The sequence below is a fragment of the Shewanella sp. Isolate8 genome, assembly GCF_022398495.1.
GTDB classification, from domain to species: domain Bacteria; phylum Pseudomonadota; class Gammaproteobacteria; order Enterobacterales; family Shewanellaceae; genus Shewanella; species Shewanella aquimarina.
The window spans coordinates 1,897,890-1,913,943 of sequence record NZ_JAKEVI010000001.1 but is presented as its reverse complement, the minus strand read 5'-3'; the positions used below and the strand labels follow the sequence as shown (position 1 = coordinate 1,913,943).

General features: G+C 53.8%; 12 protein-coding genes. 7 read left to right on the top strand and 5 right to left on the bottom strand.

Annotated elements, in window-relative coordinates:
* Window positions 1–8: 8 nt before the first annotated feature.
* The 4 genes from L1D43_RS08420 to L1D43_RS08405 all read left to right on the top strand — a co-directional run bounded on the left by L1D43_RS08420 (window position 9) and on the right by L1D43_RS08405 (window position 3,221).
* A complete protein-coding gene (locus tag L1D43_RS08420; protein ID WP_239851104.1) occupies window positions 9–1,187 on the top strand; it encodes a lytic murein transglycosylase in 1,179 nt (392 codons plus the stop codon).
* A 282-nt stretch (window positions 1,188–1,469) separates the two neighbouring features.
* A complete protein-coding gene (locus L1D43_RS08415; RefSeq protein ID WP_239850709.1) occupies window positions 1,470–2,342 on the top strand; it encodes a WYL domain-containing protein in 873 nt (290 codons plus the stop codon).
* 74 nt (window positions 2,343–2,416) lie between these two features.
* Entirely contained in the window at window positions 2,417–2,899 is a 483-nt protein-coding gene (locus tag L1D43_RS08410) for a peptidylprolyl isomerase (protein ID WP_041511089.1), read from the top strand.
* A 97-nt stretch (window positions 2,900–2,996) separates the two neighbouring features.
* On the top strand, window positions 2,997–3,221 hold the full coding sequence (locus L1D43_RS08405; protein ID WP_239850707.1) for a DUF3389 family protein: 225 nt from the start codon (window positions 2,997–2,999) through the stop codon (window positions 3,219–3,221).
* A gap of 45 nt (window positions 3,222–3,266) precedes the next feature.
* Here the strand turns inward: L1D43_RS08405 and L1D43_RS08400 are convergent, their stop codons facing one another.
* Window positions 3,267–4,271 (bottom strand): glutathione S-transferase family protein, encoded by a 1,005-nt coding sequence (locus tag L1D43_RS08400; RefSeq protein ID WP_239850705.1) that lies wholly within the window; start codon window positions 4,269–4,271, stop codon window positions 3,267–3,269.
* 249 nt (window positions 4,272–4,520) lie between these two features.
* On the opposite strand from L1D43_RS08400, the gene L1D43_RS08395 reads away from it, so the two are divergent.
* From L1D43_RS08395 to L1D43_RS08385, 3 genes are all read left to right on the top strand, one after another.
* Window positions 4,521–5,195: an alpha/beta hydrolase gene (locus L1D43_RS08395; protein WP_239850703.1), complete on the top strand. Its 675-nt coding sequence runs from the start codon at window positions 4,521–4,523 to the stop codon at window positions 5,193–5,195.
* Window positions 5,196–5,790: 595 nt separating this feature from the next.
* On the top strand, window positions 5,791–7,497 hold the full coding sequence (gene ushA / locus L1D43_RS08390) for a bifunctional UDP-sugar hydrolase/5'-nucleotidase UshA (RefSeq protein WP_041511093.1): 1,707 nt from the start codon (window positions 5,791–5,793) through the stop codon (window positions 7,495–7,497).
* Window positions 7,498–7,846: 349 nt separating this feature from the next.
* Window positions 7,847–8,284 carry an Hsp20 family protein gene (locus L1D43_RS08385; RefSeq protein ID WP_041511094.1) on the top strand — a complete coding sequence of 146 codons (438 nt, stop codon included), beginning with the start codon at window positions 7,847–7,849 and terminating at the stop codon, window positions 8,282–8,284.
* A gap of 84 nt (window positions 8,285–8,368) precedes the next feature.
* Here L1D43_RS08385 and L1D43_RS08380 read toward each other — a convergent pair whose 3' ends face one another.
* The 4 genes from L1D43_RS08380 to recB form a co-directional block, all read right to left on the bottom strand.
* Entirely contained in the window at window positions 8,369–9,373 is a 1,005-nt protein-coding gene (locus L1D43_RS08380; protein ID WP_239850701.1) for a D-alanine--D-alanine ligase, read from the bottom strand.
* A 142-nt stretch (window positions 9,374–9,515) separates the two neighbouring features.
* The gene (locus L1D43_RS08375; protein ID WP_239850699.1) at window positions 9,516–10,439 is read right to left on the bottom strand and encodes a hypothetical protein; all 924 of its coding nucleotides are present in this window, start codon (window positions 10,437–10,439) and stop codon (window positions 9,516–9,518) included.
* Complete coding sequence (gene recD / locus L1D43_RS08370) at window positions 10,436–12,400, bottom strand: exodeoxyribonuclease V subunit alpha (protein ID WP_239850697.1); 1,965 nt, start codon at window positions 12,398–12,400, stop codon at window positions 10,436–10,438. Before recD ends, L1D43_RS08375 begins: the two co-directional genes overlap by 4 nt.
* Window positions 12,397–16,053, bottom strand: coding sequence for an exodeoxyribonuclease V subunit beta (recB, locus tag L1D43_RS08365; protein ID WP_239850695.1), 3,657 nt, complete (start codon window positions 16,051–16,053; stop codon window positions 12,397–12,399). Before recB ends, recD begins: the two co-directional genes overlap by 4 nt.
* Window position 16,054: the final 1 nt, after the last annotated feature.

Here is a 16,054-nt window from a genome sequence, read left to right as displayed (position 1 = left end):
TGAAAAAATTGCTCACCTTTGCATCCCTGATCCTGGCAACCGGCTTGCCAAGCCTTAGCGTGCTCGCCCAAGATTTCGATACCTGTGTCAGCGCTCTCAAACAGAAAGCGCTCGTCGCCGGAGTGTCGAGCAAGACGGTAGAAGATGGTCTGGGTCAGGTGAAGTATGTGGCCAGGGTGATAGAGCTCGACAAGAAGCAGCCGGAATTTAGTCAGACCTTCGACAACTATTTCTCCAAGCGGGTTACCGATTGGCGGGTTCAGGAGGGCAGGCGTCTGCTTAAGCTGCATGGCCCGTTGCTGCATAAGCTGCAGCAAGAATATGGCATTCCGCCCCAGTATCTGGTGGCCTTCTGGGGGCTTGAGACTAACTTTGGGTCATACAAGGGAAAGATGCCGGTGATCGACTCGCTGACAACCCTGGCTTGCGATCCCAGACGTAGCACCTATTTCACCGGTGAATTGATTCAGGCATTGAAGCTCAAAGAGGCCTACCAATTTGATAATAAGCAGATGCAGGGCTCTTGGGCCGGTGCCATGGGCCACACTCAATTCATGCCTTCTGCCTATGCCAAGTATGCGGTGGACGCTGATGGTGACGGCAAGGCAGATCTGTTTAACAGCACAGAGGACGCTTTATCCTCGGCGGCTAACTTCTTGAATAATCTCGGTTGGATGCGCAACGAGCGCTGGGGCCGCGAGGTAAGCTTGCCTAAGGATTATGATTATCGTCACCTTGGGCGTAACGATAAACAAAGTTTAACCACCTGGGCTGGTTTAGGGATCACTCAGGCCAACGGCCGCGCCCTGTCGACCCCCGACATGCGGGCTGCACTCTATCTTCCGGCAGGGCATACGGGCCCGGCATTCTTAGGCTATGGCAATTTCGATGTGATCATGCGCTGGAACCGCTCAGAGTTTTACGCCATCGCGGTAGGGCATCTGGCCGATCGCATCAATGGTGGTGCGCGCCTGCATGTGGCGCCGCCGAAACATGACAACATCAGCCGCGCCAAGCTTAAGCAGTTACAGGCCAAACTCAACGAGAAGGGCTATGAAGTGGGTAAGCCAGATGGTGTGCTTGGTGTTAACTCCCGCGCTGGCCTGCAGGCCTTTCAGCGCAGCGTTGGCCTGGTGGCCGACGGTTTTCCAAGCGATGAGACCTTCAGCGCCCTGGGCATCAAATAGTGCTAACCATTATGATTGCATCTCGCTAAGAATTACATTAGCTTAAGATTTTGGCCGGGCAATTTGCTCGGCCATTTGTTAATGACAGCATTTTATACCAATCGTAGTAAATAGCTGATCATGCTAGCTTGTTAAAACGTCCGATAACTGTGTTATTATTTTTGGCTGTAGAATAACTAATTATCAAAATATTCTGCCTTGTTCTCGGCTGTTTTTCCTATGCTATTTCTGATCACTTACTTACCGTGATTGGTATTACGAGTGGCAATAAAAGGTAGCAATATGGATGCGATGGAGAGTTTGTCATTTGCCCAGCGGCAACGTCTGGCGTTTATCGACTTTAGTTTGCAGTATTTTGGCCAGGTATCGCGCCAGGACTTGATCGCCAAATTCGCCACAGGCCTGGCGGCGGCGACCCGGGATTTCTCCTGCTACCGCGAGTTGGCGCCCCACAACATGGAGCTTGTGCATCAGACCAAGCGCTATCACAGACGCGCCGAGTTTACCCCCCTGTTTGACCATGATCCCGAGGCGATCCTCCACGGATTGGCCAATGGTTTCGGCGACGGGCTATCCCATCCGGTGACACCAAGTAGCGTCTGTCTGGATGCGGTGCAGCTTATTCATCCCGATACCAATATTATTGCCGCCGTGATGCGGGCTATCGCCCATAAGCAGGCGATAGCCGTGATCTATGTGTCCGTGTCATCGGGGGAAACTCAAAGAGAGCTGGTGCCGCACACCCTGGTGAATAACGGACAGCGCTGGCATGTACGCTGTTTCGATCGCACCCACCAGGTGTTTACCGACTTTGTGGTGACCCGTTTTAAGGCGGTAAGCCAGAGTGCCATCGAGCCTTTCGACCATGAGCTGCAAGACAAAGATAGCTACTGGCAGAAGTTGGTCTCTCTGGTGTTGATCCCCCATCCCAGCCTGAAGCATCCCGAGGCGATTGCGCTGGACTATCAGATGAGCGAGGGGGAATTGGTGCTCAGTTGCCGCGCCGCCTTAGCCGGTTATCTGCTGCGCCAATGGAGCGTGGACTGCTCGCCGCAGCATCAGATCCGCAGCGGCGTGTGTCAGCTGGCGCTAAAGAACCATGCCATCTTAAGCGAGATAGAGCATCTGGCCATAGTGCCGGGGGGTAAGGCATAACAGGCGTAGCGCCTCAAGGGAAGTTTTGCTAAGCTTCGCCCACTTGATGAAAAGAGACTAACTAAGGACGCTTGATGAGCATTAAAGACGATATGGTCGTGCAGTTTAACTACACCTTACGCGATGAAGCAGGTGAAGTGCTCGAAACCAACGAAGGATTAGATCCTATTGCCTACCTACACGGGCATGACAACATGATGCCTGGCGTGGAGAAGGCAATTGAAGGCAAAGCCATTGGCGAGAAGTTTTCTGTCACTTTGCCACCGGAAGAAACCTATGGCGTACGTAACGAGAATGGCGAGCAGCGCGTGTCGATCAAGCATCTGCAAGGCGCGAAAGTCTGGAAGCCAGGTATGCGCGCCATTATCAGTACCGATCAGGGTCAGCGCCAGGTGACCGTGCTTAAGGTGGGTAAGTTTATGGCGACCGTGGATATCAACCATCCGTTGGCGGGCCGCGAACTGACCTTCGATCTCGAGATTGTCGACGCTCGCGAAGCGAGTGCCGAAGAGATCGCCCACGGACATGCCCACGGGGTAGGCGGTCATCACCACTAAGGTGAGCCGGCGCGAATAAGCGTAGCTATATAGATGGCGAAAACCATAGAGGCCCGGGTTATCCTGGGTCTTTGTATATCTAACGGGGGAGTAAGCTGTGGTAATCGAATTTTCAGGCGGGCGGGTGATCGTCTCGCCTCAAGAGGTATTGGTAAAACTTGCTACTGGCGTTAGCCTCTATGCCATGGTCGATGATCTGCGTCTAATCAGCGCCGGCAACATCATGGTGGCCGATGCGGGCGCGGTGCGCTGGCATCTCACCTTAGACGATGAGACCCAGCTCGCCGATATCGCCGAGTGTCTCGGTATCGATATCGGTTAAGCTGGCTTGGTTTGTCACTCGCCTATAAGTTGGCGATGCGGCCTATTACCGCTTAAGTTCATCCCGGCCATGTGGCGAGTCGAGATCTAATTCGGGCCCTTTGGGCACCACGCGGGTTGGGTTTATCTGGCCGTGGCTGAAGTAGTAGTGCTGTTTGATATGCTCCAAGTTGACCGTCTTGGCGACACCCGGATATTGGTATAACTCCTTCAGGTATGCCTGAATCGCCGGCATGTCAGCGATGCGATTACGATTGGTCTTGAAGTGTCCCACATAGACGGCATCGAAACGCACTAGCGTGGTAAACAGGCGCCAGTCGGCTTCGGTAATTTGGTCACCCACCAGATAGCGCTGTCGGCTAAGCCGCTTCTCTAGGGTATCTAAGGCGTCAAACAATTCGTCGAAGGCCTGTTCATAGGCTGCCTGAGTGGTGGCAAAACCCGCCTTGTACACCCCGTTGTTGATCTTGTGATAGACCCAGTGGTTGATCTCATCGATCTCCTCTCTGAGCGGGACGGGGTAAAAGTCGAACCGATTGCCGGTGAGATCATTAAAGGCGCTGTTGAACATGCGGATGATTTCGGCCGACTCGTTGCTGACTATGGTGCGGCGCTGCTTGTCCCAGAGTACGGGCACAGTCACGCGGCCGCTATAGTCTGGCTCGGCCAACTGGTAGATCTGATAGAGGTAATCTTTGCCATTGAGCCGGTCGATTTCGCTGCCCTCGATATGCAGGGCCTGCTCGCTTTGCTTGGGACCGCTAAATTCCCAGCCGTTGCTGAGCATATGTGGCTCGACCACGGTGACGCCGATATGGGCCTGTAATGACTTTAACTCGCGAAAGATAAGCGTCCTGTGAGCCCAAGGACAGGCGAGGGATACGTAGAGATGGTAACGGCCCGACTGCGCTTTAAATTCTGGCTCAGGTTTCTGCTGCGTTGGCGCCTTTATCCAGTGGCGAAAGGCGGCATCTTCCCTGACAAACGCCCCCTTGCTCTTGTCTGTGTCATACCATTTGTCGACCCATTGGCCATTCTGGAGTAGTCCCATCTGTGTCTGCCTCGCTGATTTTAATGCTTGAGTTCAGTGTAACAGTCGAACAATCCAATGAAAAAGTGCTAAAAATGGCGTTTTACATTCGACTTTATCGAATGTTTTGTGGGCTTCTTGGCTAGGGTCTGTTGACCTTTTGAGAATAAATTTTGTTCTCATCGAGCCTGTTTCTTGGGCTTGGCAAAGCTTGCTGATATGATCGCCCGCTAATGAACGCAAAAAAAATTGACCAATAAAGGAAACCCTATGTCTCGACAGCCGTTAGAGCGGATCACCATAGAACCTCAAACCCAGTGCCGTGCCTGTGTGATCTGGCTGCATGGCCTGGGCGATTCGGGTGCTGGATTTGCACCTGTGGTGCCACTTTTAGGTTTGCCCGATGAGCTCGGCGTACGTTTTATCTTCCCCCATGCGCCAAGCATACCCGTGACCATCAACCAGGGCTATGTGATGCCGGCCTGGTATGACATCAAGGGGATGGATGTGGACAATCGCGCCGACATCGCGGGTGTGCAGGCCTCGGAGCAGGCGATCGCAGCGCTTATTGAAGAGCAGATCGCCACAGGTGTGCCGAGCGACAAGATAGTCCTGGCCGGTTTTAGCCAAGGTGGTGTGATGAGCCTGTTCACCGGTTTGCGCTTCCCTAAGCCTCTGGCTGGCATCATGGCGTTATCCTGTTATCTGCCGACGGGTCATGCCATGCCGGATAACCTCAGCGAGGCGAATCGCCACACGCCATTGTTGCAACAACACGGTGAGCAAGATGAGGTGGTTCCGCTGGCGTTGGGCCGTGCGGCATTTGAGCTGATTTCAGCGGCGGGCTATGCCTGCGAGTGGCATACCTATCCCATGGGCCATAGCGTACTGCCAAATCAGCTTCAGCATATAGGTCAATGGCTTAGGGCGTGCTTGAGCGAGTAGGGCGCCTTATCTTCGAACGCACATAAACAAGTGTTAGAAATAAAAGCAGAGGGGGCGCCGGTTGGCGCCTTTTTTTATGGCTTGTAGAGTGTGGGCGAGATCACGTCAAACAATTGGCGAGCGGTTAACGCTAGTCTTTCGATAACATGTCACTAACAAATAGGTGTAAATAGCCACCTTTGAGGTTAAAAAAGCATCGATTTTGACTGTATTAAGTTTTACTGCTTTAGCTTAGGTTGATCTAGTGTGAAATTTTTACCGGTTTTGTGATCTAGGTACGCTAAGGCTTGTTTGTTTAAAGGGAGTATCTCTATTTTTTAGATTGATTCGTTAAGTTAATAAAATTGAAACAAAATGGCCTTTGGTATTTGTTTTAATTAATCACATTTCTCAACGATCTATATTTAGCTTGTTCTGAAAGGTGAACAATAAAAGGCGTAAAACGCTTTTAAAATAAACATTTGCCCTATGTTTGTTCATAAAAATGCCACATTTTCTAGATATTGTTTGCTATTATATTTCGCGGCGAGATTATGACGTTCGCTATCAAAAATTATGATGGTTAATAAAAAAATATAATCCAGGGGTTGATGTAATGACAAATAAGCTATTAAAAGGATTAGTCGCTACGGCTGTTGTGGCTGCACTTGCTGGCTGTAATGGCAGTGACGACGATACCACTAAGGTACCAACAACATGTGCCGAAGCTGGCGATGCATGTACTGTATTTACCGTACTTCATACTAACGATAACCATGGTCGTTTCTTCGAAAACAAGTATGGTGAGTATGGCATGGCGGCTCGTAAGACGCTGATCGATCAGATCCGCGCCGAAGTTGAAGCCAACGGCGGCGAAACGCTGCTGCTTTCTGGCGGTGACATTAACACAGGTGTACCTGAGTCAGATCTGCAAGATGCGCGTCCTGACTTCGTTGGTATGAACCTGATTGGTTACGATGCGATGGCAGTTGGTAACCACGAATTTGATAACCCACTATCTGTTGTCGATATGCAGCGTGAGCTAGCCGAATTCCCAATGCTAGCCGCTAACATCTACGACAAGGCGTCTGGTAAGCGTTACTTCGATGCTTATAAAGTCTTTGACGTTAACGGTCTACGTATCGCAGTGGTTGGTCTGACAACTGAAGACACCGCTAAGATAGGTAACCCAGAGTTTATTAGCGGTCTTGAGTTTACCGATCCTAAAGAAGAGCTGAAGAAAGTGATTGCAGATATCAAGGCGGCCAATGAAGCTGACCTGATCTTTGCAACGACTCACATGGGTCACTATGCTGATGGTGCAAATGGTGGCAACGCTCCTGGTGATGTTGCGCTGGCACGTGCAATGACAGAAGGTGATTTGGCCGCTGTTATCGGTGGTCACTCTCAGAATCCAGTTTGTATGGAAGGTAATGCCTACGATCCAAACTTCAAGCCTGGTGCCGAGTGTAAGCCTGATGTGCAAAATGGTACTTACATCATGCAGGCCCACGAGTGGGGTAAGTATGTTGGCCGTGCTGACTTCGAATACTTCAACGGTGAACTGCATTTAGCGGGTTACAAGTTAATTCCTGTTAACTTGAAAGAAAAGAACGAAGCAGGCGATCGCGTACTGATCGGCGAAGCTATCGAGCCTGATGCAACGGTTCTGGAAGTTCTGCAACAGTACCAAGATAAAGGTCAGGAAGAGCTGCTAAAAGTGATCGGTTCTACCGATGATAAGCTTGAAGGCGACCGTGGTGTGGTTCGTAAGCAGCAGACCAACATGGGTCGTTTGATCGCCGAAGCGCAGCGCACTAAAGTGAATGCCGATTTCGCGGTAATGAACTCTGGTGGTGTGCGCGCATCTATCGAAGCGGGCGAAATCACCTACAAAGACGTACTGACCGTTCAACCATTTGGTAACTCAATCACCCTAAGCACTTTGACGGGTGCAGAGATCACCGAATACCTGAATGTTGTGGCGACTGTTGATATTGGTGCCGAAGGTTCTGGTGCCTATCCTCAACTGGCTGGTATCAAGATGGACGTCGATTGTGAAGCTAAGACAGTCGCTATCAGCGACATCAATGGTAAAGGCTACTCTGCCGATGCGACATATACCTTTACTGTACCTAGCTATAACGCCGCTGGCGGTGACGGCTACCCAGCATTGACACCTGTTATGACAGGTTATGTTGATGCAGAAGTTCTAGCGACATACATCGAAGGTATCGGCGCTATCAAGGCGGCTGACTATGCACCCGTTGCCGGTGACATTCAGTTCCTGAACAGCAACAGCCCACTGGCTTGCCAACGCTAATCTAGATTAGCTTATTAGCAAGCGCTTTAGGTAAGCGAGTTAAAAAAGCAGCCATCAGGCTGCTTTTTTTATGCTTAAACCCTTTCTCATTCCCGTGCCAGCAGACTTTGCCCGGCCATCAAAAAAATTTTAAATTTGCTCCTTGAAATCATAAATGGCTATCCACATATAGTGAATATGGGGCGCTCATCGAGGCCCCTGATGTTATCCAAGACCTTAGTCTTGTTATGGTAGTGCCTTTGGGCTGCCGGGTAATGTCACTAAAAGGTGCGGCGCAATTCTCGTGATATTAACGCGTGATTCATGGTCGGCCACTAACCACTATATTGCTTAATACAAGGATATACCTATGCGTAATTATGATTTGACCCCTCTATACCGTAGTGCCATTGGATTCGATCGTTTAGCCCAGCTTGCCGAGCATGCTGCATCGAACAAGGGTAATACAGGTTATCCCCCTTATAACATCGAGCTACTCAGCGAGAATCGCTATCGCATCACCATGGCGGTGGCCGGCTTTGCGATGAATGAATTAGACATTACCAGCGAAGGCGACAAGTTGGTCGTTAAAGGGACTAAAGCGGAGCAAGAGAGTGAGCGCAAATACCTGTACCAGGGGATCGCCGAGCGCGGTTTCGAGCGTACCTTCCAGCTGGCAGACTATGTCACTGTGATAGGTGCCGATCTCGAAAATGGCCTGCTCAATATCGATCTACAGCGCGAGATCCCCGAGGCGCTTAAGCCTCGTAAGATTGAGATCTCAAGCTCAAAGTTATTAGACGCCTAATAGGCCTCGGGATCAAAGTTATAAAAAAGGGAGCCTAGGCTCCCTTTTTTGGTGGCAAATAATCATTTTTGGGATTATTTAGGCTTAGCGATTAAGCCCCGTCAGAATTGCCTCGTTTAAGTATTCGCTAAAGTCGTCGCCGTGGTTGGCGAGCATCTTAGGGAACATAGAAATTGGCGTCAGGCCAGGGAAGGTGTTGATCTCGTTGAGCAAGATCTCGCCTTCTGGCGTGAGAAAGAAGTCGATGCGCGAAAGGTGTCTGAGCTTCATGCCATCGAAAACCTTCACCGCGTAGGCGCGGATCTGCTGGGCTATCTCAGCACTCACCTCGGCGACGACCCGTGTAGTCGCCTTGCTGTCGGCGGCATACTTCTCGTCATAGGTGTAAAAGGTGCCGCCGGCGCAGATCACTTCACCAGGCAGGGTGGCAACTGTCTCACCGCGATACTGATAGACGGCGACCTCCAGCTCCCGCGCCTCAATGGTCTTCTCGACCACGACATAGGGGGAGTAACGGAAGGCATCTTCCAGAATAGCTGGAATTTGGGCGGCGTCATCGACCCGATAACAACCCACAGAGGAGCCCTGTGACGCGGCCTTAACGAAAACAGAGCCCCATTTTTCAAGTGCGTCTGTGGTTTGGGCGATCGCCTGCTCGTCCAGTTGATTCAGGAAGAGATAGGGGGTGTTAGGGATCCCTAAGGCGCTAAACCACATCTTGGCGGTGATCTTGTTAAAACAGTTGCGCGACCCCTCGGCGTCACAGCCGAAATAGGGCAGATTGATGAGTTCGAAATAAGATTGAATATCACCTGTCTCACCTGGATAACCGTGAATACAGGGGATCACATAATCTACCGGCCAGGGCGAGAGGCGCTCATCTTCGAAACGGATCTCACGTCGATTGGTGAGTTCACAGGGCTCACCTGACTTGGTGTGATAATGACCCTCGGCGTCTAGCTCGACGCGCAGCACATTAATATGAGCAAGCTTTGCCAGCGAGGTCTCGAAGTAGTTGGCCGACAGCAGTGAAATGGCGTGTTCATCACCGCCGCCACCGCATAAAAGTAAAAGATTGATCGGATTCATCGGGTCTCCGTGTTCGACTCAGTATCGTTTTCCATGCTCACTATGACGTGATGATTTATTTATGCAAGCCTTGGATGCACCATAAAGAAAGCTTAATGTCTGACCGGGCATTTTGTGGCCGAAATAGCCGCCAGGCAACACTCTACCTATGGCGCCAGGGCGTCTGGTAGAGCGCCTCATAATCTGCCTGCTGCAGCACAGTCACCCCCACCGCCTCGAGAAACAGCGTCTGTCCCTGGGAGATGGGCTCACCGGCGTAGACATAATAGGCCTTGCGTCTGCGCTCGGGAAAGGCCTTGTAGAGCTTGGCGCGCTCGATGAGCAACCAGCGCAGAAAGATCTCATTGCTCTCCAGTCCTAAACCGATAAATACCAGCTCGTTATGCAGCAAGATGTTGAGCCAGGTGGCATTTCCGCGCCAGTTTTCCTTGAGGGCCTGCTTAAACCCGCCGCCCAGGTGACCCTGATGCAAGATCTCTCTTGCCCTGTCGACCGCGCCCATGTAATGGCTCAGTCCCAACCGGACACTGCGGGCATACCTTTGCATGCCGTTGATATGCCAGATGGCAAACGCCTGCGTGGGTGAGTCGATGGGGGACTTGGCGAAATAGCTCGACCAGGGGTAGAAGTCGGTAAAATGCTTCGCCTGTAGGTGATGTAATTTTAGCGACTGGCTCGCGGCGAGTGTCTGTTCGAAGTTGGTGGTCATTATCGGGGTCTGGGTCGCCGCCGCCCAGGCCACCAGATCTTGGTGCTGGCGCTGGGGTTGCCAGCTCGACATCAGCTCACAAAACTCTTTCTGTAACTGTTTATTGGGGCGCTCACTTATCAGATCCAGTGCATCATAAAACTCGGTGAGTGCTATGCCAGCTGGCACGCTTGCCACCTCATCGCCCCGATGGGCACGCCACAGGCTGACCAGCATCTCATCCCAGGCGTTGATGCCTTGAGTTTGCCGCGGGCTCTCATCCTTGGCACGATAACGATTGATGCCGTTGCCCAGCACTAAGGCCCTTGGATGCTCGCTTGGTGTCTGGTTGAGCAGGGTGTTGAGTGTGAGCGTCATGCCTGCCAAAGCCTCTGAGCCAGCCCCGAGGCCCTAAGCGTCGCCTGGCGACAGGCCGCTTCGAATACCGCCTGACTGCCCAGACAGGTGAAGTGCCCCTTGGCGCGGGTGATGGCAGTGTAGACCAACTCCTTGGTGAGCAGCTGGCGCTGGGCGACACTGGGTCTTGGCGGCAAGACGAAGGCGACCTGCTGAAATTCGCTGCCCTGACTCTTATGTACCGTCATGGCGTAACAGGTCTCATGGCTAGGAAGCCGTGCGGGCAGTACCTTTAGCAGGCTGCCATCGGCCTGAACGAAGTAGGCCATCAGGCGGCGGGTAGGACCGCTACTTGGAAGGATCACCCCGATATCGCCGTTAAACAGCCCCAGGTTATAGTCGTTGCTTTGGATGATGATGGGACGCCCGGCGTAAAACTCGCTGGAGGGCTCGATGAGCCGAGCATCTTTTAGTGCCAGGGTGACGGCCGCATTGATCCCCTCTACACCATATTCGCCGGCGCGCATGGCGCAGAGGATACGGTAATCGTTGAAGCGAGCGATGATCTCGTTGGCTATCTCATCAAGCTCCTTACCATCGGCGCTATCTTCGCTAGCTAGCTGCTTCACCATGGCAAGATAAGGACTGTACTGCTTGACGCTCTGGCTCATCAACGCCGTGAGTCCTGTGTTGCCCTGAAGCGTTAGCTGATGCTCAAGCCAGCCTAGCTCGGCATACCCGCTTTGCCAGACGTTTAATATGCCTGCCAGGTCACGGCGGTTTACGGCGCTGGCCAGCTGGCCGATACCGGCATCGCCTTTAAACCTGTGGCTGTGCATCAGCATGGCCAAGCTATCGCCCAGCGACGGATGCGCATCTACGTAAGGGCTTAGATCTTCGCAAGTGAGTTTACTGAGCAGTGTGGCCTTCTCCTGGGAGTAGCGCATGCGCCAGCCAGCTTCGACTGATTCTGTCTGTTTTAGCCCGGCGCAGATATCCGCCAGCACGGCGCCAGCCTCGACCGAGGCGAGTTGATCCTGGTCACCCAGCAGGATCAGCCTGGCATGGTCGGGCAGTGCTGCTAACAGCTTGTGCATCATGGGCAGATCCACCATGGAGGCCTCATCCAGGATCAAAAGATTCAATCTAAGCGGATTGTCCTTATGGTGCCTGAATTTGTGAGAGCCTGGGATCACCCCCAAGAGGCGGTGCAGGGTGGCGGCCTCTTCGGGCACCTGCTCTAGCTGTTTAAGATCTAGGGTGTCGTCATATTGGGCCAGCTCCTGGGCGAGTCTGGCCTTGGAGGCCTTGATTGATTCGCTCAGGCGCGCGGCGGCCTTGCCCGTCGGCGCCACCAACTTGATGGTGAGTTGTTGCTCCAGACAGAGCAGCAACAAGAGTTTAGTCACTGTGGTGGTCTTGCCTGTGCCTGGCCCGCCGGTGATCACCGCCAGCTTCTGGCTAAAGGCGGTGGCGGTGGCGATCTTCTGCCAGTCGGGCTTCTCGGTTTGTGCGGCAAACAGGATGTTAAGTATGCTCGTGACCTTGTCCGGCGCCGCGACAGTGAGCGGCTGATTGAGCTGTTTGAGACGCTCGGCCACTTGGGTTTCAAACTGGTAGTAACGCTGCAGGTAGAGCCTGTCGCCATCTAAGATTAACGGGGTATCCAGCTCACCATCGACCGAGCTAATGGCCTGATAGTTAAGCAGGTGCTCGGCGAGCGCTTGTGGCGACAGGTCAAGCCGGCATTGTGACAGCTGCTCATGCAGCGGATTATCTCTGTCTATCTGAGCTAGGGGCAGACAGGTGTGCTGCTGGGACAACTGGCGGCTGAGCAGGGCGCAGATCAGGGTAAAGAGATCGTCGCCATCGCCGTGTAGCGCCTGCATCTGCAGGGCAAAGTGGCGATCCAGAGGCGTAAGCAGTCCCTCCTGTTGCCAGAGCTTAAGGAGCTGGCTGAGTGGCTGTGCTAGCTGGATCATAGGTCTAGCTCTCCTTGTGCTGGGCTAGGTGGGGTGTCTATCTGGCGGCTCGCTTGCGGTTTCCCTGATGGTTGTAAATCTGCCTGCTGTAAATCGGTCTGTGGTGCAGTCGGCGACTTTTGGCTGAGCAGCATATCCAGCGCCTCAATCAGCGCAAAGGCTGGCTTGTCGTAATAGACGCCGGTCTGTGGCGACTGGGCCGACATGCCCCGCAGGAAGAGGTAGTAACAGCCGCCCACATGCTGCTCATACTGGTAGCCGGGCAGGCGCAGCTTGAGATAGCGATGCAGCGCCAGGCTATAGATGATGTATTGCAGATCGTAGTGATGTCCGACAATCGCCCGCTCCATGGCGGCGTTATCATAGTGGCTCAGATGATCGCCCAGATGATTGGACTTATAGTCGGCGATATAGAACTTGCCTTGATATTCGAAGGTCAAGTCGATAAAGCCTTTGAGCATGCCTTGCAGGGTATCGAAGTTAAGCCCTGAACTATAGCCGTATTGGCCGAGGAGCTGATTAAGCGCCGCGGCGTCGAGCTGGCCAATGGGCATGTAAAACTCCATTTCCACGAGCTTTTGCGCCGGGCTGAGGCGTGCAAGGCGCAGCTGCTCGCCATCGAGCGGCGTATGCAGCAAATCCAGATACCAGTCATGGAGCATCACTTGCCACTGTTCGCCAATGCCAAAGCGCTCCATCGCCTTGGGCAGTTCCTGGCGCAGTGTGGTGTCGGCGTCGGTGAAGTCTATCTGTTCTAGCACCCAGTGCAGGAAGCTTCCGGCGTTGGCGCCGCGCTCGAAACTAAAGCGGGTCAATTGCTCGCTATCTGTCACTAGCTGTTCTAACTCGGGAAAGGCCTCATCGCCCATGCCAGGGCTGACCTGCTCGTGGGCCGAGTTTTTCACCAGGCCTGAATAGCTGCCGACCCGCCAAGGGGTCTCGCGTTTGCGGGTAAGCGTTCGCGGTGCCAGGGTGAGCTCATGAGCGGTTTCCAGGGGCTCAAAGTCTTGCTTGGGCGCAGTGCTATGCACCAGGTCGAGCGAAATATCTTCGCTGATGAGTTGCTCGGCGGCGGCCCGAATATCGGCAAACTCACAGGCCTTGGATTCTATCCCCAGCAGGTAGCCGATGGCGGTTTCAAACAACTGGCTGCTGATGCCATCACGCTTGGTGAAGCGTGAATGGTTGGCGATGTAGCAGTAACAGGCCAGTACCGGGCGGGTGAGTGCCACGTAGAGTAGGCGCAGGTCTTCGGCAAGATTCTCCGCCTTGTATTTGGCCCAGCCTTCATCTGTCTGGGTGATATCCCAAACCAGGGCATCTTGCTCATGGTAGAGCATGGGCGCCGGCTTGCGGCGATTGTCCCGGGCCAGGCTGACAAAGGGCAGGAAACAGATGGGATACTCGAGTCCCTTACTCTTATGTATGGTGACTATCTGCACCAGGTTCTGCTCACTCTCCAGCCTCAGTTGTGCCTCTTCGGTGTTGCTTTGCTCGATCAACGTCTGTTGATACCAGTTGAGCAGGGCGCTGATGCCATCGAGTTCCATCGCCTTTTGTTGTAGCAGCTCGCCAAGGTGTCTGAAGTCGGTTAGGCGGCGCTGACCCTCTTCGCCTGCGAGCAGTCGCTCGATGAGGCGGGTTTCAGCCGCAAGCGCCATCATGCAGGGCATGATCCCGCGTTTAAGCCAGGTCTGATGCAGGTTGTCGAAGGCCTCGAGTTGCTGCTGACGCACATCTTCATCCAGGTTAAAGGCATGTATCGCCTGGGCATCATAGCCCAGCAGGGTTGTGGCCATGGCGCCGCGCAGCGCGCGCTCATCCTTGGGATTGGCGATGGCCAGCAGCACCAGGGCGAGCTCCCTGGCCACGAGTGTGTCGAACACGCTGTCGCGGCTGAGAAACACGGCGCCTATATTGCGACTGCTGAGTGCCGACTTGATATAGGCTGCCTCGTTGCGATCGCGCACCAGCACGGCAATATCCTTCGCCTTGAGCGATCTGTCCTTTATTAGGCACTCGCCCCGTTCTGCTTCGTTAAGCAGCCTGGCTATTTCGTTGGCGGCATCTTCGGCCAGCTGGCTGCGGGCGCTGGCTTTGTTCAGTCCGGCGTTGGGATCTTCGCTGAGTAGCTTGAGCCTAAGGGCGCTGCTTTGGGGAACCTTCTCAGTCAGGCGCTTCTCTGCCGCCATGGGCGAGGGCTTGATGATCTCAAAGGGGATAGCCTGGCTGATGAAGGGGTCGTCGCTTCTTGAGAACAGCTGATTGACCGCCTCGACCATGGCTCGGCTCGAGCGGTAGTTGGTGTCCAGGCTGTAATGGTTTGCTGTCTGACCTCTGGCATGGATATAGGTATGAATATCGGCGCCGCGAAAGGCGTAGATCGCCTGTTTGGGGTCGCCAATCATCAAGAGGCCAAGGTCGTTATTCGCAAGGGTAGCGTCCCTCTGATAGATGCGACTGAAGATCTGATATTGCAGCGGATCCGTGTCCTGAAACTCATCGATCAGTGCGATGGGGAAACGCTTGGCGATGGCCCGGGCCAGGGCCTGCTCATGGTCGGTCTCTTCGCTCAGGGCATCGGCCAGGGCGATCAGCAGATCGTCCGGCGTGCGCAGATTCTTCAGTTGTTTCTGGGCCGCAAAGCGCGCCTTGATGCCATCGCGGGCGCCATAGAGAAAACTCGGGATCAGGGTCTCTATGGTCTGTGCGACGCGCTCAATATGGGCTAGCAGCGGGGCCTGCTCCGGTGTCGGGATCTCACCGCCCTTGTTGAGCTTAAGGCCACTTAGGGCCAGGGCGCCGAGGACCTTGTTATCAGGCAGGGACAGTGGCTGTGCCGCCCAGTTATCCATGGTGGCGAACAGGGTTTCCAGCTTGGGGTAGCCCTGATCTTTTTTACCAAAGCGGGTGCCGTTGAGCGGCAGTGCCTTGAGTAGCTCAATCGCCGAATCGCGTTCACGGGGCCAGATAAGCCGCAGTCTTGCCAGGCTCTGACTCAGGCGCTCAGATACCTTGGCGAAGGCTTCGGGCTGTGGTGAGACATTGGCCTGATTGGCGCCGAGCAGGGGCCTTAGCTGCTTGGTGAGGCTGTCGGGATCGCTAAACTTGTTGGCGATGATCTGCGCCAGATAGCCAGGTAGCGGATAGCAGGCCTCACGCCAGAAATCCCGCACCGCATGGTGCAGGTATTCGCTGTCATCCAGGGTAAATTCAGATTCAAACAATAGCGACGATTCGAAGGCCATGTCGCTAAGAATGCGCTGACAGAAGCCATGAATGGTAAAAATTGCCGCCTCATCTAAGGATTTTAGCGCGAGATCGAATCGTTTCAGCGCCTGACTGCGCTCCTCGGGCTCTGCCTCGTTATAGAGGGTGTTGATCAGCGGATCGTCCACCTCCATGCCGAGAAAGGCGCGGTAGGCGAGTTGTATCTTCTTGCGGATACGATCCCTGAGTTCTTGAGTGGCCGCGTTGGTAAAGGTCACCACCAGGATCTGCTCGCAGCTTAGGGGCGCGCGCTGGCTATCGCCCAGCAGCAGGCGCACGTACAGCCCGGCGATGGTGTAGGTCTTACCTGTACCTGCGCTGGCCTCGATGAGACGTGCGCCTGACAGGGGCAGGCTTAGGGGATCGAGTGTCTGTGTCGCCATC

Excerpts from the sequence above, each read along its gene's own strand:
- L1D43_RS08385 (WP_041511094.1), top strand. The coding sequence starts at position 7,847 with ATGCGTAATTATGATTTGACCCCTCTATACCGTAGTGCCATTGGATTC.
- recB (WP_239850695.1), bottom strand. The coding sequence starts at position 16,053 with ATGGCGACACAGACACTCGATCCCCTAAGCCTGCCCCTGTCAGGCGCA.
- ushA (WP_041511093.1), top strand. The coding sequence starts at position 5,791 with ATGACAAATAAGCTATTAAAAGGATTAGTCGCTACGGCTGTTGTGGCT.
- L1D43_RS08410 (WP_041511089.1), top strand. The coding sequence starts at position 2,417 with ATGAGCATTAAAGACGATATGGTCGTGCAGTTTAACTACACCTTACGC.
- L1D43_RS08395 (WP_239850703.1), top strand. The coding sequence starts at position 4,521 with ATGTCTCGACAGCCGTTAGAGCGGATCACCATAGAACCTCAAACCCAG.
- L1D43_RS08375 (WP_239850699.1), bottom strand. The coding sequence starts at position 10,439 with ATGACGCTCACACTCAACACCCTGCTCAACCAGACACCAAGCGAGCAT.
- L1D43_RS08380 (WP_239850701.1), bottom strand. The coding sequence starts at position 9,373 with ATGAATCCGATCAATCTTTTACTTTTATGCGGTGGCGGCGGTGATGAA.
- L1D43_RS08400 (WP_239850705.1), bottom strand. The coding sequence starts at position 4,271 with ATGGGACTACTCCAGAATGGCCAATGGGTCGACAAATGGTATGACACA.
- recD (WP_239850697.1), bottom strand. The coding sequence starts at position 12,400 with ATGATCCAGCTAGCACAGCCACTCAGCCAGCTCCTTAAGCTCTGGCAA.
- L1D43_RS08415 (WP_239850709.1), top strand. The coding sequence starts at position 1,470 with ATGGATGCGATGGAGAGTTTGTCATTTGCCCAGCGGCAACGTCTGGCG.